General features: G+C 69.9%; 17 protein-coding genes. 16 read left to right on the forward strand and 1 reads right to left on the reverse strand.

Translation table 11 applies throughout. From position 1 onward, the window contains the following. Positions 1 to 38 precede the first annotated feature (38 nt). Positions 39 to 1,298 carry a DUF445 domain-containing protein gene (locus HRC28_RS11585; RefSeq protein ID WP_237111803.1) on the forward strand — a complete coding sequence of 420 codons (1,260 nt, stop codon included), beginning with the start codon at positions 39 to 41 and terminating at the stop codon, positions 1,296 to 1,298. 29 nt (positions 1,299 to 1,327) lie between these two features. After that, positions 1,328 to 1,561 carry an RNA-binding S4 domain-containing protein gene (locus tag HRC28_RS11590; RefSeq protein ID WP_182380592.1) on the forward strand — a complete coding sequence of 78 codons (234 nt, stop codon included), beginning with the start codon at positions 1,328 to 1,330 and terminating at the stop codon, positions 1,559 to 1,561. A 30-nt stretch (positions 1,562 to 1,591) separates the two neighbouring features. On the opposite strand, the gene HRC28_RS11595 is transcribed toward HRC28_RS11590, so the two are convergent. Beyond that, complete coding sequence (locus tag HRC28_RS11595) at positions 1,592 to 1,960, reverse strand: FKBP-type peptidyl-prolyl cis-trans isomerase (RefSeq protein ID WP_182380221.1); 369 nt, start codon at positions 1,958 to 1,960, stop codon at positions 1,592 to 1,594. A gap of 142 nt (positions 1,961 to 2,102) precedes the next feature. Between HRC28_RS11595 and HRC28_RS11600 the strand changes: the two genes are divergently transcribed. The 14 genes from HRC28_RS11600 to HRC28_RS11665 all read left to right on the forward strand — a co-directional run bounded on the left by HRC28_RS11600 (position 2,103) and on the right by HRC28_RS11665 (position 24,771). Continuing rightward, on the forward strand, positions 2,103 to 3,455 hold the full coding sequence (locus HRC28_RS11600) for a lipase family protein (RefSeq protein ID WP_182380222.1): 1,353 nt from the start codon (positions 2,103 to 2,105) through the stop codon (positions 3,453 to 3,455). 45 nt (positions 3,456 to 3,500) lie between these two features. Continuing rightward, complete coding sequence (locus HRC28_RS11605) at positions 3,501 to 4,352, forward strand: protein phosphatase 2C domain-containing protein (RefSeq protein ID WP_182380223.1); 852 nt, start codon at positions 3,501 to 3,503, stop codon at positions 4,350 to 4,352. After that, positions 4,349 to 5,578 carry an FHA domain-containing protein gene (locus HRC28_RS11610; RefSeq protein ID WP_182380224.1) on the forward strand — a complete coding sequence of 410 codons (1,230 nt, stop codon included), beginning with the start codon at positions 4,349 to 4,351 and terminating at the stop codon, positions 5,576 to 5,578. Before HRC28_RS11605 ends, HRC28_RS11610 begins: the two co-directional genes overlap by 4 nt. A 1-nt stretch (position 5,579) precedes the next feature. Then, on the forward strand, positions 5,580 to 7,058 hold the full coding sequence (locus HRC28_RS11615; protein WP_182380225.1) for a serine/threonine-protein kinase: 1,479 nt from the start codon (positions 5,580 to 5,582) through the stop codon (positions 7,056 to 7,058). Further along, on the forward strand, positions 7,055 to 13,201 hold the full coding sequence (locus tag HRC28_RS11620; protein ID WP_182380226.1) for an Ig-like domain-containing protein: 6,147 nt from the start codon (positions 7,055 to 7,057) through the stop codon (positions 13,199 to 13,201). The genes HRC28_RS11615 and HRC28_RS11620 overlap by 4 nt, the downstream gene beginning before the upstream one ends. Before the next feature lie 37 nt (positions 13,202 to 13,238). Further along, positions 13,239 to 14,210, forward strand: coding sequence for a MoxR family ATPase (locus tag HRC28_RS11625; protein ID WP_182380227.1), 972 nt, complete (start codon positions 13,239 to 13,241; stop codon positions 14,208 to 14,210). Positions 14,211 to 14,214: 4 nt separating this feature from the next. Beyond that, on the forward strand, positions 14,215 to 15,498 hold the full coding sequence (locus tag HRC28_RS11630) for a DUF58 domain-containing protein (protein WP_182380228.1): 1,284 nt from the start codon (positions 14,215 to 14,217) through the stop codon (positions 15,496 to 15,498). Next, entirely contained in the window at positions 15,428 to 17,989 is a 2,562-nt protein-coding gene (locus HRC28_RS11635) for a transglutaminase domain-containing protein (RefSeq protein WP_182380229.1), read from the forward strand. The genes HRC28_RS11630 and HRC28_RS11635 overlap by 71 nt, the downstream gene beginning before the upstream one ends. Positions 17,990 to 18,021: 32 nt before the next feature. Next, positions 18,022 to 19,005, forward strand: coding sequence for a hypothetical protein (locus tag HRC28_RS11640; RefSeq protein WP_182380230.1), 984 nt, complete (start codon positions 18,022 to 18,024; stop codon positions 19,003 to 19,005). Between the two features lie 139 nt (positions 19,006 to 19,144). Then, positions 19,145 to 19,918 (forward strand): alpha/beta hydrolase, encoded by a 774-nt coding sequence (locus HRC28_RS11645; RefSeq protein ID WP_182380231.1) that lies wholly within the window; start codon positions 19,145 to 19,147, stop codon positions 19,916 to 19,918. Beyond that, complete coding sequence (locus HRC28_RS11650) at positions 19,915 to 20,706, forward strand: lysophospholipid acyltransferase family protein (RefSeq protein ID WP_202033314.1); 792 nt, start codon at positions 19,915 to 19,917, stop codon at positions 20,704 to 20,706. The genes HRC28_RS11645 and HRC28_RS11650 overlap by 4 nt, the downstream gene beginning before the upstream one ends. Before the next feature lie 5 nt (positions 20,707 to 20,711). After that, positions 20,712 to 22,343: an AMP-binding protein gene (locus HRC28_RS11655; protein WP_182380232.1), complete on the forward strand. Its 1,632-nt coding sequence runs from the start codon at positions 20,712 to 20,714 to the stop codon at positions 22,341 to 22,343. Further along, the gene (locus tag HRC28_RS11660; protein WP_182380233.1) at positions 22,340 to 23,803 is read left to right on the forward strand and encodes a wax ester/triacylglycerol synthase family O-acyltransferase; all 1,464 of its coding nucleotides are present in this window, start codon (positions 22,340 to 22,342) and stop codon (positions 23,801 to 23,803) included. Before HRC28_RS11655 ends, HRC28_RS11660 begins: the two co-directional genes overlap by 4 nt. Beyond that, positions 23,800 to 24,771 carry an alpha/beta fold hydrolase gene (locus HRC28_RS11665; protein ID WP_182380234.1) on the forward strand — a complete coding sequence of 324 codons (972 nt, stop codon included), beginning with the start codon at positions 23,800 to 23,802 and terminating at the stop codon, positions 24,769 to 24,771. The genes HRC28_RS11660 and HRC28_RS11665 overlap by 4 nt, the downstream gene beginning before the upstream one ends. Positions 24,772 to 24,782 lie beyond the last annotated feature (11 nt).

The raw sequence follows: 24,782 nt of genomic DNA on the forward strand, positions 1-24,782 counted from the left end.
CCGGGGCCGCCCCTACTGCTTTAGGCAAGGATGGGCGCGTGTCAGGTCCCTTGATCGCCACCGACCCGTCCTCCGACGAGATCCGGCGCAGCGCGCTGCGCCGGATGCGCACGGTGGCCGTCTCCCTGCTCCTGTTCGCCGCTGCCGTCTACCTCGCGACGCTGGGCCGGGACGGATTCTGGGGCTTCGTCAACGCCGGCGCCGAGGCGTCGATGGTCGGCGCGATCGCGGACTGGTTCGCCGTCACGGCCCTCTTCAAGCACCCGCTCGGTCTCCCGATCCCGCACACGGCGCTCATCCCGAAGCGCAAGGACGACCTCGGCAAGGGACTCGAGGAGTTCGTCGGTGACAACTTCCTCCAGGAGGCGATCATCCGGGAGCGGGTGCTCGGCATCGGCGTCGCGCAGCGCGTGGGGGACTGGCTGGCCGTCCCGGCGAACGCCGAACGCGTCGTGAAGGAGGGCTCCGAGATCGCTGCCATCGCGCTCGGCAAGGTGCGCGACGACCACATCGAGGCCCTGGTGACCGAGGCGCTGGTCCCGCGCTTCCACGAGGAACCCATCGCCCCACTGCTCGGCGGCCTGCTCGGTGAGGCGCTCCAGGACAACCTGCACCACGGCCTCGTCGACCTGATGATCGACGAGATCCACGGCTGGCTGGTCGCCAACCCCGAGACCGTCTACGCGGTCATCGGGGAGCGGGCGCCGGCCTGGGCGCCCGAACGGCTCAATGAAGTCGTCGTCGAACGCGCCCACCGGTACCTGGTGCGCTGGGTCGAGGAGATCCAGGTCAACCCCCACCACCGGGCCCGCAAGGCGCTCGACTCGATGCTCGTCAGGTTGTCCCAGGACCTGCTGGTCAACCCCGACACCCAGCAGCGCGCCGAGCGGCTCAAGGACCGGGTGCTCGATCACCCCGCCGTGATCAAGACCGCGATCTCGATGTGGAAGGCCCTCCGCAAGGCCTTGCTCACCTCGCTCGACGACCCCCAGGGCGCCGTACGACGCCGGCTGCTGGTCGAGGTCGAAGGCGCCTCCTCGCGCCTGCGCACCGACGCTGCGCTGCGCGACCGGCTCGACAAGATGGCCGCCGACGGCGCCGTCTTCGCCGTGGAGCGGTACGGCGCCGAACTGACCGCCGTCATCACGCACACCATCGAGCGGTGGGACGGCAAGGAAGCCGCCCAGCGGATCGAGCTCCACGTGGGGCGCGACCTGCAGTTCATCCGGATCAACGGCACCATCGTGGGCGGCCTGGTCGGCGTCCTCATCCACGCGTTGTCCGTCGCGATCCACTGAGGACCTACGCTGGCGAGGTGGCAACCCCCATGGACGTCGGCATCCGCGACGCATCGATCCGGCTCGGTCAGTTCCTCAAGCTCGCGAACCTCGTCGAGTCGGGGGCGGAGGCGAAGCCGCCCATCGCCGACGGACTGGTCACGGTGAACGGCGAGGTCGAGACCCGGCGCGGACGACAGCTGGTCCCGGGGGACGTCGTGGAACTGGCAGGGCAGGCCGCCCGGGTCGCTGAAGGCGACACCCCGGACAACCTGCCCTGGTAATTGGCCAAGCCTTGGTCTGACCGCTGGAGGTCAGCGAACTTCGAGCAGGTCCACGACGAAGATCAGGGTCTCGCCACCCTTGATGGCACCGCCGGCGCCACGGTCGCCGTAGCCCAGGTGGGGCGGGATGACGAGCTGGCGGCGGCCGCCGACCTTCATGCCCTGCACGCCGGTGTCCCAGCCGGAGATGACCTGGCCGATGCCGAGGCGGAACTGCAGCGGGGTGCCGCGGTTGTACGACGCGTCGAACTCCTCGCCCGTGGACAGGGCGACGCCGACGTAGTGGACCGAGACGGTGCTGCCGGACGTGGCCTCGGCGCCGTCGCCGACGGTGAGGTCGGTGATCACGAGGTCGGTGGGCGGGGTGGGGTCGACGAAGTCGATTTCAGGCTTTTCCATGCGCACCACCCTAGGGCGTGGCACCAGCGCCGTCAGGGGCGGGCGCGCGCGTCCTACCGCCACCCATTGACAAGTGACACAACCGTCAATAACCATGTCCGAGGGTGCGTGACGGCCGTCACGCGGGGTGGGGAGGCTGGACATGCAGGAGACGTCACGCAACGGACGGCGCGGGTGGGTCCTCGTGGCCGCGGTCGCCCTGCTCGCGACGCTGATCCCGGCCGGCCAGACCGCACAGGCGGCCCCGGTCGCCGACCGCGTCGTGGCCGCCGCTGCTGCGACGCCTGACCCGTTCTACACCTACACCGGCACGAAGCGGCTTGCGGACTTCGCGCCCGGATCGGTGCTGAAGACGCGCACCGTGTCCTATTCGATCGCCGGGATCCCGTTGCCGCTCAAGGTGGTGCAGATCGTCTTCCGCACGACCAACCAGCGCGGCCAGGCCGTCGCCGGCGTGACCTCGGTCTTCAAGCCGCTCGCGGGGGTCACCTCCAAGGTGATGTCCTACCAGTCCTTCTACGACTCGCTGAACCCCGAGGACGGGCCGTCCCGGTCCGTCGCCGGTGGCACGAACCCGGGCGGGATGGCGGCCCACTTCGAGACCGCGATGATGGTGCCGTTCCTGCTGCAGGGCTATGCGATCGTCATGTCCGACACCCAGGGCCCGACGGCCGACTTCGCCGCCGGTCCCGAGTACGGCATGGTCACCCTCGACTCGCTCCGCGCGACGCTCAAGGTGCCCGCGACCGGCGTCGTTGCGCTCACCGCGAAGATCGGCCTGATCGGCTACTCCGGCGGAGCGATCGCCACGAACTGGGCCTCGGTCCTCGCGCCGTCGTACGCCCCCGACATCAACAAGCGCCTCGTCGGTGCTGCCGAGGGCGGCGTGCTGGTGCGTCCTGCGACCAACCTGACGTACGTCGACGGCAGCCTCGTGTGGGCGGGCATCGTCCCGATGGCCGTGGTCGGCGTCGCCCGGTCGTTCAACGTCGACCTCCGCCCCTATCTCAGTGCGTACGGCGTCACCGTCTACAACAAGATGCAGAAGGCCTCGATCCTCCAGGTGCTCGGCGCCTACCCGGGACTGACCTGGAAGAAGCTGGTCAAGCCTGCCTACACCGACCCGTCGACGATCCCGATCTTCGTGAAGCTGGTGAACCAGCTGAACCTCGGCGCTCGGCCGAACCCGACCATCCCGATGCTCATCGGGCAGGGCACGGGTGGCGAACTGGAGGGCACCATCGGCAACAAGGCGCCCGGCCGCGGCGACGGCGTGATGGTCGCGGGTGACGTCCGGACGCTGGCGAAGAAGTACTGCTCCGGTGGCGTCAAGGTCACCCACCGCGAGTACCCGCTCAGCCATTTCCTGTCGGTGCCGTTCTGGTTGGCCGAGGCCGTTCCGTGGTTGATGGCCCGCTTCGCAGGCACTCCGGCCGGCAACAACTGTGCAACGATTCCGGCCGGTAACCCGTTGGGTCCGCTGAAGGCCAGATGACACAGGGGTGCCCGCGTTAGGCTGACCTGCAAGGGATCCCGTTGAATGGACGGGTACGGATGGGGCTTCTCGGGGGGACAGCAGGTGCGGGTCAACGTCACGGGAGCGGACACGTGGTCGTCCGCTGACTTCGCGACCCGTCTCGTGTACGCCGCCGGGAGTCATCCCGGACGGGTCCGCACCGTCAACGAGGACTCCTCCCTGGTCGCCCCGCCGGTCTTCCTGGTTGCCGACGGCATGGGTGGCTACGCACGCGGCGACGTGGCGAGCCGGCTGGTCGCGGAGTCGTTCGAGCCGCTGGCCGCCCGCGACGTGCAGCCCATCGACGTCGAGGCCGCGATCGGTGCCGCACAACGCAGCGTCGACGCCCTCGCCGCCGAGTTCACCTCGGCGCCCGGCTCCACCCTCGTCGCCGCGACGTACGTCCTGGAGGACGGCCGCGGCTACTGGCTGCTCGCCAACATCGGCGACTCCCGCGCGTACTGCTTCACCGAGGGCGTGCTCGACCAGATCTCCAAGGACCATTCGGTGATCCAGGAGATGATCGACGCCGGCGAGATCACCGAGGAGGAGGCCCTCGCCCACCCGGACCGCCACGTGGTCACGCGGGCGATCGGCGCACTGACCACCTCCGAGGCCGACTTCTCGCTCGTCCCCGCGGTCCCCGGATCCCGGCTGCTGCTGTGCTCCGACGGACTCACCTCGGAGCTCTCCGACATCGCGATCTTCCACATCCTGTCCGAGGAGATGTCGCCCGAGCAGACGGTCGCGACGTTGATCGACGCGGCCGTCGCCGCCGGCGGACACGACAACGTGACGGTGGTCGTGGTCGACGTCGTCCACGGGCCCGAACTGCCCGACGAGGACACCCGCCCGAAGGCAGGGGGTCAGGCATGACGACGTACGTCGCCGGCGACCTCGCCACCCTCGTCACGGACGAGGGTGTCGTCCTTGCTGGGGCCGATCGACTCGCCGAGGTGGCGGCACTCGCCGGGCGGGGCCTCGAGCCCCTCACGGTTGTCGAGGTGCTCTCGCGGGGTGTCCTGAGCGAGTTGCCCGACTTCGCCGCCGTACGGATCGACCGTGCCGAGGTCCGCATCCTGGTCCGCGGCGCCTTCGCCGTGTGCGTCGACGGCTTCCGGGTCGAGGGCACCGACGCGGCCACCTGGAACGAGGCGTCTGCGCCGCTGGCCGCCGGTTCCGTGGTCGAGGTGGTTCCGATCGGAGCGCGCTCCACCGGCGTTGCCCTTCCGTTGCTGGGGGGCGTCGTGCACAGCGGGGGAGTCACCTGGCGTCCCGCCGTTGGTACGACGACCGACCCTGCGCCGGTCGCGGTCGAGCCGGTGCGCCCTGAGCCCGTTCGTCAGCCCGAGCCGGTGGCGCCCGAGCCGGTGGCGCCCGAACCGGTGGCGCCCGAGCCGGTGGCGCCCGAGCCGGTGGCGCCCGAACCGGTGGCGCCCGAACCGGTGGCGCCTGCGCCCGCGGAGCCCGCCCACGAACACACCGTCTTCCGGGTGCCTGGAGCTGCGGCAGCACCTGCGGCCGTCGCCCCCGCGACCCCGCCCGCCCCGCCGGTCCCGGTCCCGGTGCCGGCCCACGCTCCGCCGGTGCCCGTTCCGGCCCACGCCCCGCCGATGCCCCCGCGCTACGTGCCCCCGACCCCGCAGACGGGCGACATCTCGCCGGAGCACGACGGACGCACGATCACCACGGCCCAGATGCAGGCCATGCGAGCCGGCCAGCCCCCGGCGACCGCGATGACCCCGACGCACCCGGGCCGTCCGATGGTGTCCCTCGAACTCTCCACCGGTCGGGTGGTGCAGGTGCGCCGGCGCGTGCTGATCGGGCGCAGCCCGCGCGTCCAGCAGGTCGGCGGCAGCGCCAACTTGCCTGCCCTCGTCACGGTCGATGACCCGTATGTCTCCAGTACGCACCTGGAGGTCGCGGCGGAGGGCGCCCGGATCACGGTCACCGACACCTCGACCAACGGCACCCTGATCTCGCGTCACGGCCGGCCACCGGTCCCGCTGCCGCCCGGCGTCGCCACCGAAGTGACGGTGGGCGACGTCCTCACCTTGTCCAAGGGACTGACCGCAACCGTCATCCCGGCGCAGGGGCGCTGACATGCAGGCGCCACAGATCCCCGGCTTCACCTTCATCGACCGCGTCGGTGAGGGTGGCTTCGCCGACGTCTTCCGCTACCAGCAGGACCTGCCGACCCGGCAGGTCGCGATCAAGGTGCTGCGCAGTGGCAGCGACACGGGCTCGCTCGAGTTGTTCCGCGCCGAGGCCAACGTGATGGCGCAGTTGTCCAACCACCCCTCGATCGTGCCGATCTACCAGGCTGGTGTGAGTTCGGACGGTCGCGCGTTCCTGGTGATGGAGTTCTGCCCGCCGCCGCACGTCGCCCAGCGGTATCGCGCCCAGCCGCTCCCGGTCGGTGAGGTGCTCGACATCGGCGTCAAGGTGGCCAGTGCCGTCGAGACCGCCCACCGGGCCGGCATCCTGCACCGCGACATCAAGCCGCACAACATTCTCACCAGCGCGTTCGGCGTCCCGCTCCTGACGGACTTCGGCATCGCCTCGGTCGTGGGGGAGGCCGGCGCGTCCGGCCAGGGCCTGTCGATCCCGTGGTCGGCTCCGGAGTCCCTGTCGGCCGACAGCCATGACGTTCGCAGCGACGTCTACTCGCTCGCCGCGACGCTCTACTCGCTGCTCATCGGACACTCTCCCTTCGAGCGACGCGAAGGCCCCAACGACAACGCGAACCTGATCTCGCGCATCGAGCGCGGGCAGCTGACCCCGCTGCGTCGCCCCGACGTCCCGGCGTCCCTCGTCGACATCCTGCGCCGCGCCATGTCCTTGCAGGTCGAGAAGCGACCGGTCTCCGCGATGGCGTTGGGTCGCCAGCTGCAGGACGTGCAGATCGAGTTGCGCCAGTCGCCCACGCGCCTGGAGGTCATGGACGCCTCGCCGTCCGCCCTGGTCGAGGAGCACCCCAACGACGCGCGCACCCTGATCCGCCCGGTCTCGGTGATCATCCCGGCCGCGGTGAGTGCCCGACCGGCGCCGTTGCAGCCTGCGGTCGACGAGGTGACGCGCATCCCGGGCGCAGCACAGGTCGAGACGGACGGGCACTCTGCCCGCCGTACGGCTCCTCGTCGTGAGGAGGACGCCCGCCTGGGCCTGCCGGCGCGGATCGCGCTCGGCGTCGTCGGCGCGGCGATCGTGGCCGGCGTCGGGTACGCCCTGGTGGCGGGTGACTCCGGCGAAGGCGACGACAAGACCGGGCCTCTCCGGGGCGAGCAGCCCGCGGACCCGGTCGAGGTCATCGACGTACCCGCCGCTCCCGTCGTCACCAAGTCGGGCAAGGGAACGCGCTGGACCTTCCGCTGGGAGCAGATGGATCCCAAGGAAGGCGACGAGTTCAAGCTCGTGTTCACGGGGGACGCAGCGAACCTGCCTGAGCCCGATTACGTCGAAGAGACAAGCAGGACCCTCACCGTGGAACTGGACGCCACCCTCTGCCTCGCCGTGTCCCTCAACCGCGTCGGCAGCCAGCCCTCGCCTCCCTCCAAGCCCCTCTGCGTGGTGGGTCAATGAAGATGAAGCAGCAGACCCGGGGACGCCGGTGGCGCAAGACCGCCTCGGCGTCGGCGCTCGCCCTGCTGATCGGCACCCTCGTCGTGCTCGCCTACCGGTACGACGGCAAGCCGTTCACCGAGGTCGAACTCAACGACGGGGGCGTGTGGGTCACCAACAACGACCTCGGCCTGGTCGCTCGGCTCAACCCGCAGATCAAGGAGCTCGACCTCGGCGTCGACGCCGGCAGCACCCAGTTCGACATCTTCCAGCGCGCCACGAACCTCTTCGTCGACGACGGCTCCACCGACCGTTCGGTCAAGTCGGTCGACATCGCCTTCGCCGCAGTCAAGGAGCCGACGTCGCTGCCGACCGGAGCCGTCGTTGCGCACGGCGCCGACACGTTCGCCGTCGTCGACTACCTCAGCGGCAAGGCCTGGGTCCGGCCACAGAGCCAGTTCTCGAGCTTCTCCCCGAAGACGAGCAAGCCCGACCTCACCAACGCCCTCTCGGCAGTCGTCGGCACGGACGGCCGGGCCTACGTGCTCGACCGCGAGGGCCGGGTCACGCCGTTCGCGATCGAGAACGGCGCGGCCGTTGCCGACGACGAGATCGACCTGCGTGGCGAGGGCGCCATTCCGGGGGATCCGGAACTGGTCACGCTGAGCGTGGTGGGCCAGACGCCGGTCCTGTTCAACCGTCAGGACAACGAACTGACGCGACCCGGTGCCGATCCGATCGCGTTGCCGACCGACGACACGACCCGGGTCGAACTCCAGGAACCCTCGGGCACCAGCGAGGGCCTGTACGTCGCGACCCAGGAGGGGCTGTACGTCACTCCGCTCAACGGCGGCAAGCTGGTGAAGACGAGTCCCGAGCCTGTCGCAGGGTCGCCCGCCGCACCGATCGTCCTCGACAGCACCGAGTGCGTGTACGCCGCCTGGGCGGACCCCTCGTCGCCGCACAACTACCTGCGCGACTGCAAGAACGAACGGTTCGACGACGAATCGCCCATCCCCGGGATGCAGGACAACGCCGACCTCCGGTTCCGGGTCAACCGCGACGTCGTGGTCCTCAACGACGCCCGGACCGGCGACTCCTGGTTGGTGCAGGAGCCCGGCAAGGCCAAGGTCAGCAACTGGCCCCAGGTCGCCCCGGAGAACCAGAACCGGTCCAAGCTCAAGGAGACGACCGAGGAGATCCCCGACCAGGAGAACCGGCCGCCCGAGCCGGAGGACGACGACCTGGGAGCCCGCCCCGGCCGGTCGACCGTGCTGCCCGTCGTCGCCCTCAACGACCACGATCCCGACGGCGACATCATCAGCATCTCCAAGACCCTGCACGTCAGTGGACCGGAGTACGAGGTCAAGATCGTCGGCGGCGGAACCCAGCTCCAGGTCGCCGTACCGTCGGATGCCGAAGGTGTCTCGGTCTTCCGCTACTACGTGAGCGACGGGCGTGTGAACGAGGAGCGCTTCGCGGAGGTCCGGCTGACGATCCGCAAGGACTCCGAGCACACCCCGCCGAAGATGATGAAGGACCGGAAGCCCCAGCTCAAGGTCGCCCGCGGCGCCACCTCGAGTTACTTCGCGCTCGCGGACTACTTCGACGAGGACGGCGACGACCTCACCCTGGTCGACGCGAGGGCACGGGGCGGCGAGGTCGAGTACCGGCCCGATGGCACGATCACCTTCTCCGACACGGGTGCCGGCGCGAAGGTCACCGAGATCGCGTACACGGTCGACGACGGCTTCGACACGATCGAGGGGAAGTTGCCGGTCCAGGTCCTCGGCGACACGGCACCTCCTGAGCTCATCGCCGATCTCGCATCCGGCGTCGCAGGCGCACAGGTCGTGGTCCAGCCCCTGACGAACGACCGCAACCCCGAAGGCCGCGACCTCACCCTGAAGAGTGTCAAGGTCATCGGCAACGACGAGGGCACCCAGATCTCCAAGGACCTCGAGTCCGGCACGTTCACCTTCAAGTCGGCCCGGGCCCGGAGCTACTACCTCCAGTACTCCGCCTACAACTCGTCGTCGACCAGGTCGTCGTTCATCCGCCTCGACATCGAATCCCCGCCCAAGGACAACCGACCGCCGGTCGCGGTGCGCGACAAGGCCACGATCACTGCCGGCAGCACGGCGCAGGTCGACCTGCTGCTCAACGACCTCGACCCCGACGGCGACGTGCTGGTGGTCAAGCGGATCGGGCGTCCGTCCATCCCGGGCGTCAAGGTGTCGATCGTCGACAAGCGGCTGGCGGTCGTCAGTTCGGCCAACGACATCATCGGGCAGCAGGCCACGGTCGAGTACGTCGTGTCCGACGGCAAGAGCTCCACGGTCGGGCACCTGGTGGTGGCCCAGCGTCAAGCCGGCCAGACCAATCGCCATCCGGTCGCCAACAAGGACCAGGTGACCGTGCGCGCCGGGTCCGTCACCACCATTCCCGTGCTGGGCAACGACTCGGACTCCGACGGCGGCAAGCCGCGCCTGTTCCAGGACGACCTCCGCAACGACCAGGACCTCGACGTCTGGGTAGCAGGCGACACGCTGCGGCTGCGGGCACCGGAGAAGCCGGGGAGCTATTCGGTCTTCTACGGCGTGCGTGACGACGACGGGCTCAGGGCCAGCGCCGAAGTGAGCATCTACGTCGTCGCCGACTCCGCGAAGAACAACCACTCGCCGTTGCCGCAGCCCATCATCGACCGTGTCATCAGCGGCCGTCCCAAGGTGATCTCGGTCGACCTGATCGGCGCCGACCCCGACGGTGACGCGGTGGCCTTCCGCAGCGTCGCCACCGCGCCGCAGAACGGCCGGATCCTCGACACCGGCGTGGACTGGATCCGCTACGAAGCCTTCGAGGGCAAGACCGGCACGGACTTCTTCCAGATCCGGGTCCAGGACAAGTACGGCGCCGAGGGGATTGCCGAGGTGCGGGTCGGTGTCGTCGCCGAAGAGGTCGAGAACCAGCCGCCGGTCGCGCTCGACGACAACGTCCTGGTCCAGCCCAACCGGATGATCTCCTACAACGTGCTCACCAACGACGTCGATCCCGACGACGACCCGCTGCGCATCGAGGAACTCAACCCCGAGGACATCAAGCACGACAACGGTTTCATCGAGGTCCCGGTCGGCGACGCACCCGACACCGGCTCGAAGGCGACCAATGTCGGCTACACGATCGAGGACGCCGCCGGTTCGCGGGACAGCGCGGTGCTCAAGGTCTTGGCAAGCACGGCCGCGCCGTTCTATGCCCCGATTGCGCGCGATGACGTGGCGGAACTGGGCGACATCATCGGCCGCGACCCCGGCGACACGGTCGAGATCGAGGTGCTCGACAACGACCTCGACTTCGACGGTGCCAAGGCCGACCTGCGCGTCAGCGACTGTGACGCCGGCAGCAAGGGCACCTGCGAGGTGACCGACGACGACACGACCGTCGAGGTCACCCTCACGGCCGAGGACCAGGTCGTGCTCTACCGCCTCGATGACGCGGACGACGAGTCCACCGGCACCTTCGGCGTCATCTTCGTCACCGGCACGGACAACGTCCCGCCCCAGTTGACGACCGACAAGGAGCGGATTCCCGTCGAGGTCGTTGCGGGAGAGACGGTCGTCTTCGATCTCAAGGACCTGGTCATCACCCGCGCCGGTCGCGAACCGCGGATCGAGACCGGCACCCTGCCGAGCGCCGTGAACGGCGCTGCCTCCCCGGTGAAGGATGCGCCGACTTCGCTCTCGTTCACGCCGACCCGGGGGCACGTCGGTGCGGCCTCGGTCACCGTCGGGGTGAGCGACGGCAGGACCGCTGCCGAGGACGCCGCACTCACCTCGCTGTTGACCATCCCGATCGACGTCAAGCCGGCCGGCAACGTCGCGCCGACGATGCGCGACGCGGCGGTCGACGTCACCGCCGACGGCGACGCTGCCGAGGTCGACCTGTCCGGCCTGACCAGGGACGCGAACGAGGGCGACCTCGACGCGATGACCTACTCCGTGATCTCCGCCGACACCGGGCTGTCGGCCGACATCCAGGCGGGCGACAGTGTCCTGTCGATCACGTCCAGCGCCGACGACGGCGACGTCCTGAAGGTCAAGGTCGGCGCCGATGACGGCGAGGGCGGCACCGACGAAGCAACGGTGACCGTGCGCGTCGTGGGATCGGACCAGCCGCTGCTCAAGGTCCCGGACATCAACGTCACCGGCAAGAAGGGCGAGTCGATGTCCGTCGACATCGCCGACTACGCAGTGAACCCCTTCCCGGGTGAGCCGATCAAGGTCAGCGACCCGGGGATCGAGGGCAACGGCCGTCTGTCGGGCCTGAAGGTCGACGGCTCTGCCGTGTCGTTCACCCCGAGCGGTTCGGGCCGGTCCACGGTCAAGGTCACCGTCTCGGATGCCTCCGACGACCGCGACCGCGATGTCGCGGCGCGCATCTACGTCGTCGTACTCGACGTGCCGGAGGCGCCCACCCAGCCCGTGCTGTCGTCGGTCGAGGCATCCTCGGCAGTGCTGTCGTGGCGCGAACCCGAGGCCAACGGCGCGCCCATCGAGGAGTACGAGGTCACGGGATCCGGGGGCTACGAGCGAAAGTGTCCGGCAACGACGTGTCGCCTGACCGACCTGACCCCGGGCGACTCCTACACGTTCACCGTCAAGGCGAAGAACTCCGTCGGCTGGAGTGAGGAGAGCCCTGCGTCGGAGGAGATCACCCCCAACAAGGCGCCGGACCTGATGACCCCGCCGACCATCGTCGTCGAGTCCAAGCCGACCGGCAGCCGGATGGACCGACAGCTCACGGTGCGTTGGACGCCGCCCAACAACGAGGGTTCGCCGATCACGTCCTACGAGATCAAGGAAGCCGGGGGCGGCTGGACCGGGCAGGCGCCGGGCGGCGCGACGTCGTACACCATTCCCGGGCTGACCAACGGGACGCCGTACGCCTTCGAGATCCGCGCGGTCAACGACGTCGATCCGCGGCGCGAGTTCTCTGGTGCCTCCAAGGCTGTCGCGCCCTTCGGCGTTCCCCTGCGATCGGGCGCTCCTCCCCAGTTGACGGCCAGCGAGGCCGACGTCTTCACCCAGCAGCCCTGGGTGCGGATCGACTGGTCGAAGTGGTCGGAGTCCCAGAGCAACGGCAACGCGGTGTCGAGCTACGTCATCAACTGCTCCGGTTGCTCGCGTTCGACCTACGAGGTCCCCGCCACGGTCTCCTCGAAGACCTTCGACACCAACGACGGCATTCGCAAGGGCCAGACCGTCACGCTGTCGGTCGCCGCGTCCAACGACGCCGGCACCAGCGACCAGAGCCCGAGCGTCTCGGGTCGGCCGTGGACGAAGGCGGGGCCGGTCCGCAACCTCAGGGAGGTCGGTTCGTCCCCTGCGGACCTCACCGCGATGATCGCCTGGGACGCGCCGGCCGACGACGGCGGCCTGACGATCCATCACTACGTCGTGCAGAGCAACACCGGGTGGAGTACGACGGTCCCGTCGGCTCCGTCCGGTGGTACCGCGATCAAGTTCCCGGTGAACGGCCAGCACAGCATCACGGTGTGGGCGGTCACCTTCAACGGCGACCGTGCGGTCGAGGGCCAGAGCGACTTCCATGGGGACATCGACACCTGGGGCAAACCCGGCGTCCCCGAGAACACGTCTGGCACGAGCGGTGACCACTACCAGATCGACCTCAGGGTGACGGCTGGCGCCGAGAACGGCATGAACGTGACCGGTGTCCAGTACCGGGTGGATGGCGGTGCCTGGATCGACGAGAACTCCGGCTACCGCTACCGACCAGCAGTCCCCGAGGGCGACACGTCGCGGTCCATCGAGGTCCGTACCGTGTCGGCGGCCGAGGGCGACCGGAAGTACAGCGACCCCATCACGCTCACCGGCACCTCGAAGGCGAGGGAACTGTCGGTCGGTGTCAGCTGCAACGCCTTTGGCAACGATTGCCGCGTCAATCTGAACGGCGCTGGGTTCCGGGATGCGGCGAACTCCGCGTCCGTGACCCTGGTCGACATCGCTGCCGTCGATCCCGCGAAGTGCAACTTCAGTGCATCTGTCGGTGCGTCATTCAGTGGCCGCTACGGCGGCAACCAGTGTGACGTCACGGGCGTGGGCAAGGTCGAAGCCACCGTTTCCGGCAAGCACGTCCAGAACTACTGACCGCATCAACGGAACCACCCGCCAGATAAGGACACGCATGTCGCTCACCACCGAACAGACCGAGTGGTTCTCGCAGACCTTCGCCCAACTCGTCAGCAACGTCGAGCAGGCGATCCTCGGCAAGCCCGAGATCGTCCGGCTCGCGTTCGTCGCGCTCCTCGCTGAGGGACACCTGCTGCTGGAGGACTACCCCGGGACCGGCAAGACGTCGCTGGCGCGGGCGATTGCGCAGACGATCCAGGGCGACCACCACCGGATCCAGTTCACGCCCGACCTGCTGCCGAGCGACGTGACCGGGGTGACGATCTTCGACCAGCGCACGCAGGAGTTCGAGTTCCACAAGGGACCGATCTTCTCGAACGTGGTCCTCGCCGACGAGATCAACCGGGCCTCGCCCAAGACCCAGTCCGCGCTGCTGGAGGTCATGGAGGAGAACCAGGTCACCGTGGACGGCATCACCCACGCCGTGGGCCAGCCGTTCATCGTGATCGCCACCCAGAACCCCATCGAGCAGGCCGGCACCTATCGCCTCCCCGAGGCGCAGCTGGACCGCTTCCTGATCAAGACGTCGCTCGGCTACCCGGACCACGAGAACACGGTCCGGATCCTTGTGAACGCGCCGAAGGGCAAGGCCGCCACGGTGGTCAGCCCGATCATCACCGGCGACAACGTCCTCGCCATGATCCAGCTCGCCCAGCAGGTCCACGTCGAGCCCGCGGTCATCGAGTACATCTCGAGCATCACCGAGGCCACCCGCGAGGCACCCGAGGTCGTCCTCGGCACCAGTGTCCGTGCCGGACTCGCGCTGATGCGTGCCTCCCGTGCCTGGGCGGCGTCGTACGGCCGCAACTACGTGGTCCCCGACGACGTGAAGACCCTCGCCGTCCCCGTCCTCGCGCACCGGATGGTCCTGGACCCCGAGGAGGACTTCCGCGGTACGACGGCCGAGGACGTCGTGCGTCGCGTCCTCGAGCGCGTGTCGGTTCCGCTGGAGCCGGCTGGTCGATGAGCCGATGAGTCCCCGCTCGTGGGCGGCCGGCTTGCGCCGTACGCTCTCCGATCTCTCCCGTCGCCGTCAGGCGGTCACGGGCGCCGTACGCGACGGCATCGTCGAGCGCACCCAGAAGGTGCGTGAGGCGGCCCGGCCGGTCACCGAGACGGTCACCGCCGCCGGCTGGATCGTTGCGCTGCTGGCGATCGCGCTGGTCGTGGCGGGCCCGCTGCTGCGCTGGAGTGAACTGGTGATCGGCGGGATCTTCCTGATCGTGGTGCTGCTCCTCGCGATCTTCTTCGTGGTCGGGCGGCAGCCGCTGGTGGCGCGTCTGGACCTCGCGCGCGAGCGGGTGATCGTGGGGGAGCGGGCCAACGGCTACCTGTCGCTGACCAATCCGACGCAGCACCGGTCACGCTCACTCGTCGTGGAGTTCCCGGTCGGCGCAGGTCGCGCCGCGTTCGAGCTCCCGGCCCTGGCCCCCGGGGCGACGCACGAAGAACTCTTCGCCATCCCGACCGCGCATCGGGCCGTGCTCGACGTCGGACCGGTCGTGGCGGTGCGCTCCGACCCGCTCGGGTTGTTGCGCCGTGAGCGCCACCTCAACCGGATGGACACCCTCTACGTCCACCCGAAGACGCTGCGCGTGGACGGATCGGCCGCCGGGCTGGTGCGCGACCTCGAGGGCCGCACCGTGCCGAAGATCTCCGACAACGACGTGTCCTTCCACGCGCTGCGCGGCTACGTCCCCGGCGACGACCGCCGCCACATCCACTGGAAGTCCAGCGCCAAGACCGGCACCCTCATGGTCCGCCAGTTCGAGGAGACCCGGCGCTCGCACCTGCTCACCATGGTGAGCTCCCGGCTGGAGGACTACGCCAGCGACGACGAGTTCGAGATGGCGATCTCGGTCGCCGGCTCGCTCGGGACCCAGGCGCTGGCCGATGGCCAGCAACTCAGCGCCGTGTCCTCCCACGGGACGCTGCCCTCCGGCGGGGCGCAACGTTTCCTCGACGGGCTGTCCGGGCTCGCCTATGACTGGAAGGCCTCCCGGCTGGTCGACGTCTCGCGCCGTCTCAGCGGTGACGGGCTGTCCGCGAGCGTGATGGTGCTGTGCGTCGGATCCGGTGTGACCATCACCGACCTGCGCCGCGCCCGCCAGTACCTCCCCGTCGACACCCGGGTGATCGCGATGCGCTGCCTCGTTGGTCAGGAGCCGTCGGTGCGGTGGCTCGGTGACCTCGCCGTGGCGACGGTCGGGCGGCTCGAAGAGCTCGGCGTCGCCGTACGACGGGTTTCATCATGAGCGCCCCCACGTTCCCGCCGCCTGCTGCGCCCCGCCGCCCCCGTCGTCGCATCACGCGGCCGGACCGCGCGTCCGCGAGGGCGATGCCCTGAGCAACAGCGGCCCGATGCTGCTCGTCTCCGAAGGTCGCCGACGCGGCGCCATGCCGTCGTGGCGGCTCGCCGTGATCGATGCGCTCCTCGTCATCGGCCTCGGCACGTTGTGTGCCTGGCCCCTCGGCGAGGTCTACCTCGGCACCCGCTGGCTGGCCGCCATCGTGATCGGACTCGTCCTCGGTGTCGCCATTGCGTGGCTCGGCGCGCGCTGGCGCTGGGGCCCCTGGGTCACCGCGATCGTCACCGTGGCCGCCTATCTCGCCGTCGGCTCTGCGGTCGCGTTGCCGACACGGGCTCGCAACGGGGTGATCCCCACGGCCGATTCGCTGCGTGACCTGGTGATCGGCCTGGCGCACTCGTGGCGTGAGTCCCTGACCCTTCCGGCGCCGCTCGGTGAGAACGGCGTCGTACTGATCGTGCCGCTCGTGATCGGCCTCGTCGGCGGACTGCTGGCCGCCGTACTCCTGTGGCGGTCGCGGTGGCCGGGCCTGGCCGGTCTGGTCCTCGTCCTGATCCTGTTGCTCTCTGCGGCCTTCGGCGACATCCAGGCCGAGGCGGTGCTCACCCGCGGCCTCGCGGCCGCCGCGCTCGGTGTGGTCTGGCTGCGGTGGCGCTCGCTGCGCAACGTCCGTGCGCGGTGGGGGCGCCGGATCCTCTCGACACTGGTCGTCGTCGGCCTCGCCGGCGGTGTCGCCACCGGCCTCGCCATGCTGGCGGACCCGGGCGGCAACCGGGTGGTGCTGCGCGATCACGTGGACACACCGTTCGATCCGCGTGACTACCCGAGCCCGTTGTCGAAGTTCCGCGCCTACAAGAAGGGCGATGGAAGAAACGCCCAGTTGTTCACCGTCGAGGGCCTGGAGAGCGGCACCCTCGTACGGCTCGCGGTCATGGACTACTACGACGGCATCGTGTGGAACGTGTCCGGCGGCCCCGGCTCGCCCCATGACTCCGGCACCTTCCGGCGGCTGCGGAACGATCCGGACGCCAACCTCAAGGCGACGACCCGCGGCACGATCACCATCGCCGGTTACACCGGCGTGTGGGTGCCCAGCGTTGGAGAGACGCTGTCCATGACGCCGGTCAAGGACGGCCGCACCGACGGTGTCGCGGCGAGCGAACTGGTCATCAACCGGCAGACCGGCACGGTCGCTCAGATCGGTGGCGTCGAGCAGGGCACGACCTTCCAGGTCGAGGCGGTCGTGGCGCCGCAGGTCGTCGACGAGGACGTCACGCTCCTGAGGGCCGACGACTCGGTTTCCTTGCCGGTGCCGGAGATCGTGCCCGAGGAGCTGAAGGACCGGGTCCAGCGCTGGCAGTCCGAAGCAGGCTTCAGTGGTGGCGAGGCGGGGCCGATCGCACTGTTCCTGCGCGACGCGTTCCGCGAGCACGGCTACTACTCCGACGGGGTCGAGGACTACGTCCCGGCTGGTCACGGCACGAGCCGACTGGCGGTGCTGGCCAAGACGACGACACCGGCCGGCAACGCCGAGCAGTACGCCGCCGCGATGGCTCTCATCGGCCAGGAAATGGGCCTCCCGATCCGGGTCGTCATCGGCTTCAAGGTGCCGCCGGGCGGCGGCGCGGTCCGGGGCGAGCAGGTCACCGCGTGGACCGAGGTCCACCTCGAGGGCGCCGGATGGGTGCCGTTCGAGCCCACGCCGCAGGAGAACAAGAAGCTGCGTCGGCCCAACGACGAGCCCAACGAGGAACCGCAGCCGCAGGTGCTCCAGCCGCCGCGCGTTCCCGGTGAGCCCAAGGAGGCGAGCGACAACCTCCAGCAAGGTGACGGCAAGCGCGACGGGGTCAACATCCTCGAGGTGCTCGGCACGGTGCTCGCGATCCTCTTCAACGTCGGCAAGGTCGCGCTGCTCCTCTCACCGCTGTGGGGAGTGCTGCTCTTCAAGTTCCTCCGCCGCCGCAAGCGCAGGAAGTCAACCGACGCGACGGCCCGCCTGACAGGCGCATGGCGCGAACTGGCGGACCGGATGCGGGACCTCGGCGTACGGCCGACCCCGGGATCCACCCGTCGCGAGAGCGCCTACGCCGCCGCCGGCCGGTACGACGCCGTCCCAGTGGTGTCGCTGGCGCACACCGCCGACCGCCACGTCTACGGCGAGGGGGAGCCGAGCATCGAGGAGGCCAGTGCCTACTGGGCTGACGTGAGCACCGCGCTCAAGCGGATCCGCAAGGCGACGCCGTGGTGGCGCCGGATCGCGGCTCGCTTCTCGTTGGCCTCGGTGCCGTGGCGCGCCGGCCGGGACCGGGTCGCCGCACGGGTGCGGGGACTTGGGCGGCGCCTGTGGAACCTCGGGCCGGTGGCACGCGTCCGGTCCACTCCGCGCCGCGTTGCTCAGCGCACCAGGCGGAATGGTATTTTGCGGCGCAAGCCGTGACAGTCGTCAGCGGCAACCAAAGGGTCTCGGGAGTGGGAATGATGGCAGTTCGTCGTTGGGCCAGTGCGGGCGCGGCCGGACTCCTCGCGGTGGGGCTGGGACTTCACCCGGCACCGGCCGGAGCGGCCGTCGGGTCTGCCTACCTGGCTGTCGAGGAGTCGATCGTGCGGGGTGGCAGCGTTACCGACTGTCCGGTGGCGATCACCGGCGCCGGACCAGCGACGCGGTCGATTCCGGCGGATGGTGCCTGGCGTACCGTCAACCTGGACCGCACCGGAACCATGGCCAAGAGCAAGGTCCGGGGCATCGTGGTCGGGCGCGGCAAGGTCGCGGCCGACTCCCGTGGCGGCTACCGCCTCGACGTGAGCATCTCGAACGCCGTTTCCCTGACGCCGTCTGCGGCGTCGCCGTGCAAGATCAGCTACGGAACTGGTTCCAGCACTCTGGCGGAGGATGTCGGAGTCACGAAGAAGTCCTGGCTCGTCATCGGTGGCACCGTCCGCGGGCGGGGCGAGGTCACCGGCATCCTGGGCGCACAGCGCACCGACCTCACGGGCACCGTCACCGTCGCTCCGGGCAGGTCCGCGACGCAGCTGATCCCGTCCGGTTGGTACACCATGGCCGCGCGAGCCGGTTCGAGGACCTTCGTGCCGCCCGGTACGACCACGCCGACGTCGGCCACCAATGTCTTCAACGGCTTCGTGGCCATCATTCCGGTCGGCACCCGTCGTTCGCTGAGTGGCAACGGCCTCGGCTACGTCTCGGTCGACCACCGCGACTGCACCCTCAATCGCGTCCGGCTCCCGTTCACCAGTCGGGCCCGGGCCTACGCCGCCAAGATCAGCCTGTACGTCAACGGTGACCGACGCGCGGTCCTGACGGGAAGCGCGCTGCAGCGGACGTCGTACACGCTGAGCAACATCGCACCGGCGTCGGCAGGCGCGGTGAAGGTGGTCATCCGCACCAAGTCGGGCAGCACCCTCACCTCGAGCTCCACGTCCTGGGCCTGCCGCTGACCCACGGTGGCCTCGCTGGGCGGGCTGAGCGGGCAGGGTGGCGCGGGTGATCTGCGTCGCTCGGCCTTGCCGTTGACCGCAGTGGGACGCCATACTCTCCAAAACTAGAACTTGTTCTACATTTGGGGGTTGGGTCCGCGTGTACGACTTCGAAGGTGACCACGGTGCTCCGGCTGCCGGCGCATCTGGCGCGCCGCACCGCGCGCTCATGCTGCTCGAACTCCCGCGCTGGACCGTCGAGTACGGATCCTCCCGGCTGATCGACCTTGCCGCCGGTGTCCTGCCGGACCGTGACCTCGGGCAGGGCCGCCCGGTGCTGGTGCTGCCCGGCTTCTCGGCACACGACAAGCTCACCGGTCGGCTGCGGGCGCACCTCGCGCAGCGCGGCTGGAACGTCCACGGCTGGGGCCTGGGCACCAACCACGGCCTGACCGAGAAGATCGTCACCGGCCTGCCGAAGCGGTTCGCCGACATCGCCGCCCGCTACGACGAGCCGGTGAGCATCGTCGGCTGGAGCTTCGGGGGCGTGCTCGCCCGCTGGCTCGCCCACGAGAACCCGCACCAGGTGCGCCAGGTCGTCTGCCTCGGTTCGCCCTGGCGGGCCGAAGGGGAGCGCACGCGTGCCACCGGCATGTTCGAGAAGTCGAAGGACAAGCACGGCATCGTTCCGAATGCCCGCGCGATCATCGACCAGGTCCGCGGCCCGGTGCCGGTGCCGCTGACGGCCGTGTGGTCGAAGACCGACGGCATCGTTCCGTGGCAGGGCTGCACCGTGGATCCTTCGACCGACCCGATCGCCGAGAACCTCGAGGTGCTCAGCAGCCACGTCGGCATGGTGGCCAACCCGCTGGTGCTCGCCGCGGTCGTCGACCGGCTCCGTCAGGACCCGGCCCAGTGGAAGCCGGCGTCGTGAGCGGGCACAGCGCCCTGGAGGGGCGCGACCCGTCGTACATCGCCACGGTGCTGCCGGCGCTCAAGCTGGCCATGAAGGCGTACTTCCGCTCGAGCGTGAGCGGCATGGAGAAGGTCCCCGACGGCGGCGCGCTGATCGTCGGCAACCACTCCGGCGGCCTGATGCCGATGGACGTCCCGATCATCGCGGTGGCCTTCGCGGACGCCTTCGGCGCCGACCGCCCGCTGTACTGCCTGGCCCACGACATGCTCTTCACCGGCGTTGCCGGCCCGGTCATGCGGAAGTTCGGTTTCGTGAAGGCCACCCGCGAGACGGCGCACGAGATCCTCGCCTCCGGTGGGGTCACCATCGTGTTCCCGGGCGGCGACTACGACACCTTCCGCCCGACCCTCCAGGCCAATGTCGTCGACTTCAACGGACGGACCGGCTACCTCCGCACCGCGCTCAAGGCCGGTGCCCCGGTCGTGCCCGTCGTCTCGATCGGCGGCCAGGAGACCCAGTTCTTCCTCACCCGCGGGGAGTGGATCGGACGCCACTCGCCGCTGCGCAAGATCATGCGGACCGACCTGTTCCCGATCGGTGTCGGCTTCCCGTTCGGCCTCGTGCCGGCGCCGCTCAACTTCCCGCTGCCCACCAAGATCACCACCCGGGTGCTCGACCCGATCGACGTCGAGGCGGAGTTCGGGCCCGATCCCGACCTGGTCGAGGTCGACGCTCTGGTGCGTGGCCGGATGCAGGACGCGCTCGCCGAGATGGCCCGGGAACGTCGTTTCCCGGTGCTGGGGTGACTCGCATGACCAGCCTGATCGCGAAGCTGCGGACCCAGCTCTGGGTGTTCAAGATGCTCGTCAGCAGCCGGATGCTGGTGCCGATGAGCCCGGCGAAGTACGTCCGCCTGATCCGGGTCCTGCGCGAGCAGGGCACCAATGCGACGACCAGCTTCGCCCTCGCCGCCGTACGACGTCCGCAGGGCCCCGCGCTGATCGACGAGCGCGGTACGTTGAGCTGGCAGGACCTCCAGGACCGCTCGGCGGCGCTCGCCGCGGGTCTGCTGGCCCTCGCCGGCGGCCCCGTGGAGACCGTGGCCATCCTGTGCCGCAACCACCGCGGCTTCGTCGACGCGCTGCTCGCGAACTCCCGTCTCGGGGGCAGTGCGCTGCTGCTGAACACCGGCTTCTCCGGCCCGCAACTGGCCGACGTCCTGGAGCGTGAGGGCGCCCGCGTGATCCTCTACGACGAGGAGTTCGCCGACGTCGTGGCCGATGCGCGGTCCCGGATCGACGGCCTCGTCGAGGTCCTCGGCTGGACCGAATCGCCTGTTCCCACGGGGGTCCTGAGTATCGAGGGCCTGATCGAGGGCAGTGCTGGCCAGGTGCCGCCGAAGCCCGCGACCCGCGGTCGCGTCGTACTGCTCACCTCTGGCACGACGGGCACGCCGAAGGGCGCGCGCCGCAGCGGCGGGGGAGCCGACGAGCTCGCCGGCATGCTGGAGTCGATCCCGTGGCGCGGCGGCGAGACCGCGGTGGTCGCTGCCCCGATGTTCCACGCGTGGGGCTTCGGGCAACTGGTCATCGCGGCCACCATGACCTGCACGGTCGTCACGCGCCGCAAGTTCGATCCCGAGGCCACCCTGGCGCTGGTCGATCAGCACCGGGCGACGGCGCTGAGCGTGGTGCCGGTGATGCTCGAGCGGATCATGGACCTGCCTGCCGCGGTCCTCGACAAGTACTCGCTGCAGAGTCTCCGCTTCGTCTCGGCGAGCGGTTCGCGGATGCGCCCGCAGTCGGTGCTGGCCTTCATGGACCGGTTCGGGGACGTCGTACACAACAGCTACAACGCGACCGAGGCCGGCCAGATCAGCGTGGCGCAGCCGGCGGACCTGCGGCACGCGCCGGACACGGCGGGCAAGCCCGTCCGGGGCACCCTGCTGCGGGTCATCGACGACCAGGGGCGCGACGTCGCGACCGACGTGGTCGGCCGGATCCTGGTCCGCGGCGCCTCGCCGTTCGACGGCTACACGGCCGGCGCGGAGAAGGACTTCATCGCCGGTTACATGGTGAGCGGTGACGTCGGACGCCTCGACGCGGAAGGGCGGCTCTACGTCGTCGGCCGCGACGACGACATGATCGTTTCGGGCGGCGAGAACGTCTATCCGATCGAGGTCGAGAAGGTCCTCGGTGCGCACCCGGCCGTGCGCGAGGTCGTCGTCATCGGCGTCGACGACGAGGCCTACGGCCAGCGCCTGCTGGCCTATGTCGCGCTGGCTGACGACGCCGACGACGTGACCGGGGACGACCTCAAGGCACACGTCCGGTCACAACTGGCTGGCTACAAGGTGCCGCGCGAGGTGGTGCAGCTGGACGCGCTGCCGCGCAATGCGTCCGGCAAGATCATGGTGCGCGACCTGCCGACGGTGGCGTCGTGAGCAGCGGCCCGACGAACGTGCGGCCGGCCATCGAGCGGATGACCGGCATCGACGCCGGGTTCCTCTACATGGAGACCCCTTCGGTCCACATGCACACGCTCAAGATCGCCATCCTCGACGCCGACGACAACCTGAACTTCGACTCGTTCGTCGCCGGCATGCTGGCCCGGCTCAAGCGCCTGCCCCCGCTGCGCCGCCGCGTCGTGGAAGTCCCGTTCGGCCTCAACCACCCGGTGTGGGTGACCCAGGCGCGGATCGACGTGCCGCACCACATCCGTCGCCACCGGATCGGCGGGGACGGCAGCATGCGCGACCTGGAGCGCCTGATCGGGATGATCGCGAGCACGCCGCTGCACCGCGACCGTCCGCTGTGGGAGCTGCACTACTGCGAGGGCCTCGAAGGCAACAAGGTCGCTGTCGTCGGCAAGATGCACCACGCCCTCGCCGACGGTGCCGCGGCCAATGCACTGCTCGCCAATGTCACGGACGTCCGGTCCGCGGCCGCGCCCGAGGCGGTGCAGGAGGAGTACGCCACGGCCGACCGGCTGCCCAGCCGGCTCAACCTGGTCCGGCACGCGTGGGCCGACGCAGCGGCCCAGATCACGACCATTCCCGGGCTGCTGGTGCGCACGTTCCTCGGCATCCTCGGGGTGTTTCGCGAGCGCCGCGCGGGAGCGAAGACACCGGTGCCGGTGCTGCACGCGCCGCGGGTGTCGTTCAACGGAGCGCTCACGCCGCTGCGTTCGTTCGCGACAGTGACGCTGCCGCTGGCCGAGCTCAAGCGGATCCGGGTGCAGCACGAGGGAGTGACCCTCAACGACGTCGTCCTCGCCACGGTCTCCGGGGCACTGCGGCGCTGGATGGCCGACCACGACGAGCGGCCGTCGTCCTCGTTGCTCGCGGGGGTTCCGGTCAGCGCTGACGAGCGCGACGCCGTACCGCGCCTCGGCGGCAACCGCGTCTCCAACCTGTTCACCACCCTGGCCACCGACATCGACGACCCGGTTGCCCGGCTGCAGAAGATCTCCGAAACCACCTCGTCCGCGAAGCGGATCCAGGCCCGGCTGGGCACCTCGATCCTCGCGGACTGGTCGCAGTTCACGCCGCCTCGGCCGTTCCAGGCCGCCGTCGGCGCCTACTCCCGGCTGCGCGCCGCGTCCTGGCACCCGGCCGCGTTCTCGGCGATCGTCTCGAACGTGCCCGGACCGCGGGAGCCCGCGACCGTCGGCGGCGCCCGACTCGCCGACCTGTTCAGCGTCGGGCCGCTCGTCGACGGCATCGGCCTCAACGTCACCGTCTGGTCCTACGTCGACCGGATGAACTTCTCGCTGCTCGCGTGCCCGGACCTGCTCCCGGACGTGCAGGTGCTGGCGTCGTACTTCCCCGAGGCGCTGGCCGAGCTCGACCTCGCGCCCGTCGCCGTGACCACGACCAAGACCCGCCGAAAGAAGATTTCGTGACCACCCGAGTGATGAAGTCCGCCGGTCGACACGCGCTGCGCGGCTCGTACGTCACCGCCCGCGCCGGCGGCAAGGCGGCTGTGTACGGCGTCCGCACCGGCATCCGTCGTACACAACGGTTCCCGGCGTTGCCGGACCTGCCCGAAGGACGCTTCCTCGACCTGCCGGGCCGAGGGGAGGTCTTCGTCGTCGACACGGGGGCGCCCCATCCGGGCGCGCCGACGCTGCTGCTCTTCCACGGGCTGGCCACGACGTCGTACCTCACCTGGTTCAGCACGCTCGACCAGTTGCGGGGGAGCCACCGCATCGTGATGCTCGACCAGCGCTGGCACGGTCGCGGCATCGTCTCCGAGCGCTTCTCGCTCGAGGAGTGTGTCGACGACGCGGCCGCGGTGCTCGACGCCCTGGAGATCCCCGCGGTCGTCGCGGTCGGCTACTCGATGGGCGGAGCGCTGGCGCAGATGTTCTGGCGGCGGCACGGGGCGCGCACGGCCGGCCTCGTGTTGGCCTCGACCTCGGGTTGCTGGAACGCCAACCGGGGCGACGCGATGTTCTATCCGGTGCTCGGCGCGGCCAACGACCGGTTCCGCGACCACTACCGCGAGCGCGTCGGCGAGGTCCGCGCGACGCTGAACACCCCAGAACCTGCGGGCAGCGAGATGTCGACCTGGGCCTGGCGCGAGTTCCGCAGCACGAGCGCGTGGGCACTGCCCGAGGTGCTCGGCGTGCTCGGCGGGTTCGATGCCCGCCCGTGGCTGGGGGACATCGACGTACCGACGGCCGTGGTGGTCACCGCACGCGATCACGCCATCCCGACCGCACGTCAGCGCGCGCTGGCCGCAGCGATCCCGGACGCGGCCGTCTTCGAGGCGCCCGGTGGGCACGCGTCGGTGGTGTTCGACGTCGACCGCTGGCGACCGGTGTTCCTGACGGCCGTCGCCGACGTGGTGGCTCGTCTCGCTGGTTGAGGTGCGAGGAG

Origin of the sequence: Nocardioides sp. WS12, assembly GCF_014108865.1 — a bacterium.
In the GTDB taxonomy this organism is placed as follows: domain Bacteria; phylum Actinomycetota; class Actinomycetes; order Propionibacteriales; family Nocardioidaceae; genus Nocardioides.

Coding starts and splice junctions, on each gene's coding strand:
- HRC28_RS11610 (WP_182380224.1), top strand. CDS start 4,349: ATGACGACGTACGTCGCCGGCGACCTCGCCACCCTCGTCACGGACGAG.
- HRC28_RS11625 (WP_182380227.1), top strand. CDS start 13,239: ATGTCGCTCACCACCGAACAGACCGAGTGGTTCTCGCAGACCTTCGCC.
- HRC28_RS11595 (WP_182380221.1), bottom strand. CDS start 1,960: ATGGAAAAGCCTGAAATCGACTTCGTCGACCCCACCCCGCCCACCGAC.
- HRC28_RS11655 (WP_182380232.1), top strand. CDS start 20,712: ATGACCAGCCTGATCGCGAAGCTGCGGACCCAGCTCTGGGTGTTCAAG.
- HRC28_RS11630 (WP_182380228.1), top strand. CDS start 14,215: ATGAGTCCCCGCTCGTGGGCGGCCGGCTTGCGCCGTACGCTCTCCGAT.
- HRC28_RS11615 (WP_182380225.1), top strand. CDS start 5,580: ATGCAGGCGCCACAGATCCCCGGCTTCACCTTCATCGACCGCGTCGGT.
- HRC28_RS11600 (WP_182380222.1), top strand. CDS start 2,103: ATGCAGGAGACGTCACGCAACGGACGGCGCGGGTGGGTCCTCGTGGCC.
- HRC28_RS11620 (WP_182380226.1), top strand. CDS start 7,055: ATGAAGATGAAGCAGCAGACCCGGGGACGCCGGTGGCGCAAGACCGCC.
- HRC28_RS11590 (WP_182380592.1), top strand. CDS start 1,328: ATGGACGTCGGCATCCGCGACGCATCGATCCGGCTCGGTCAGTTCCTC.
- HRC28_RS11605 (WP_182380223.1), top strand. CDS start 3,501: ATGGACGGGTACGGATGGGGCTTCTCGGGGGGACAGCAGGTGCGGGTC.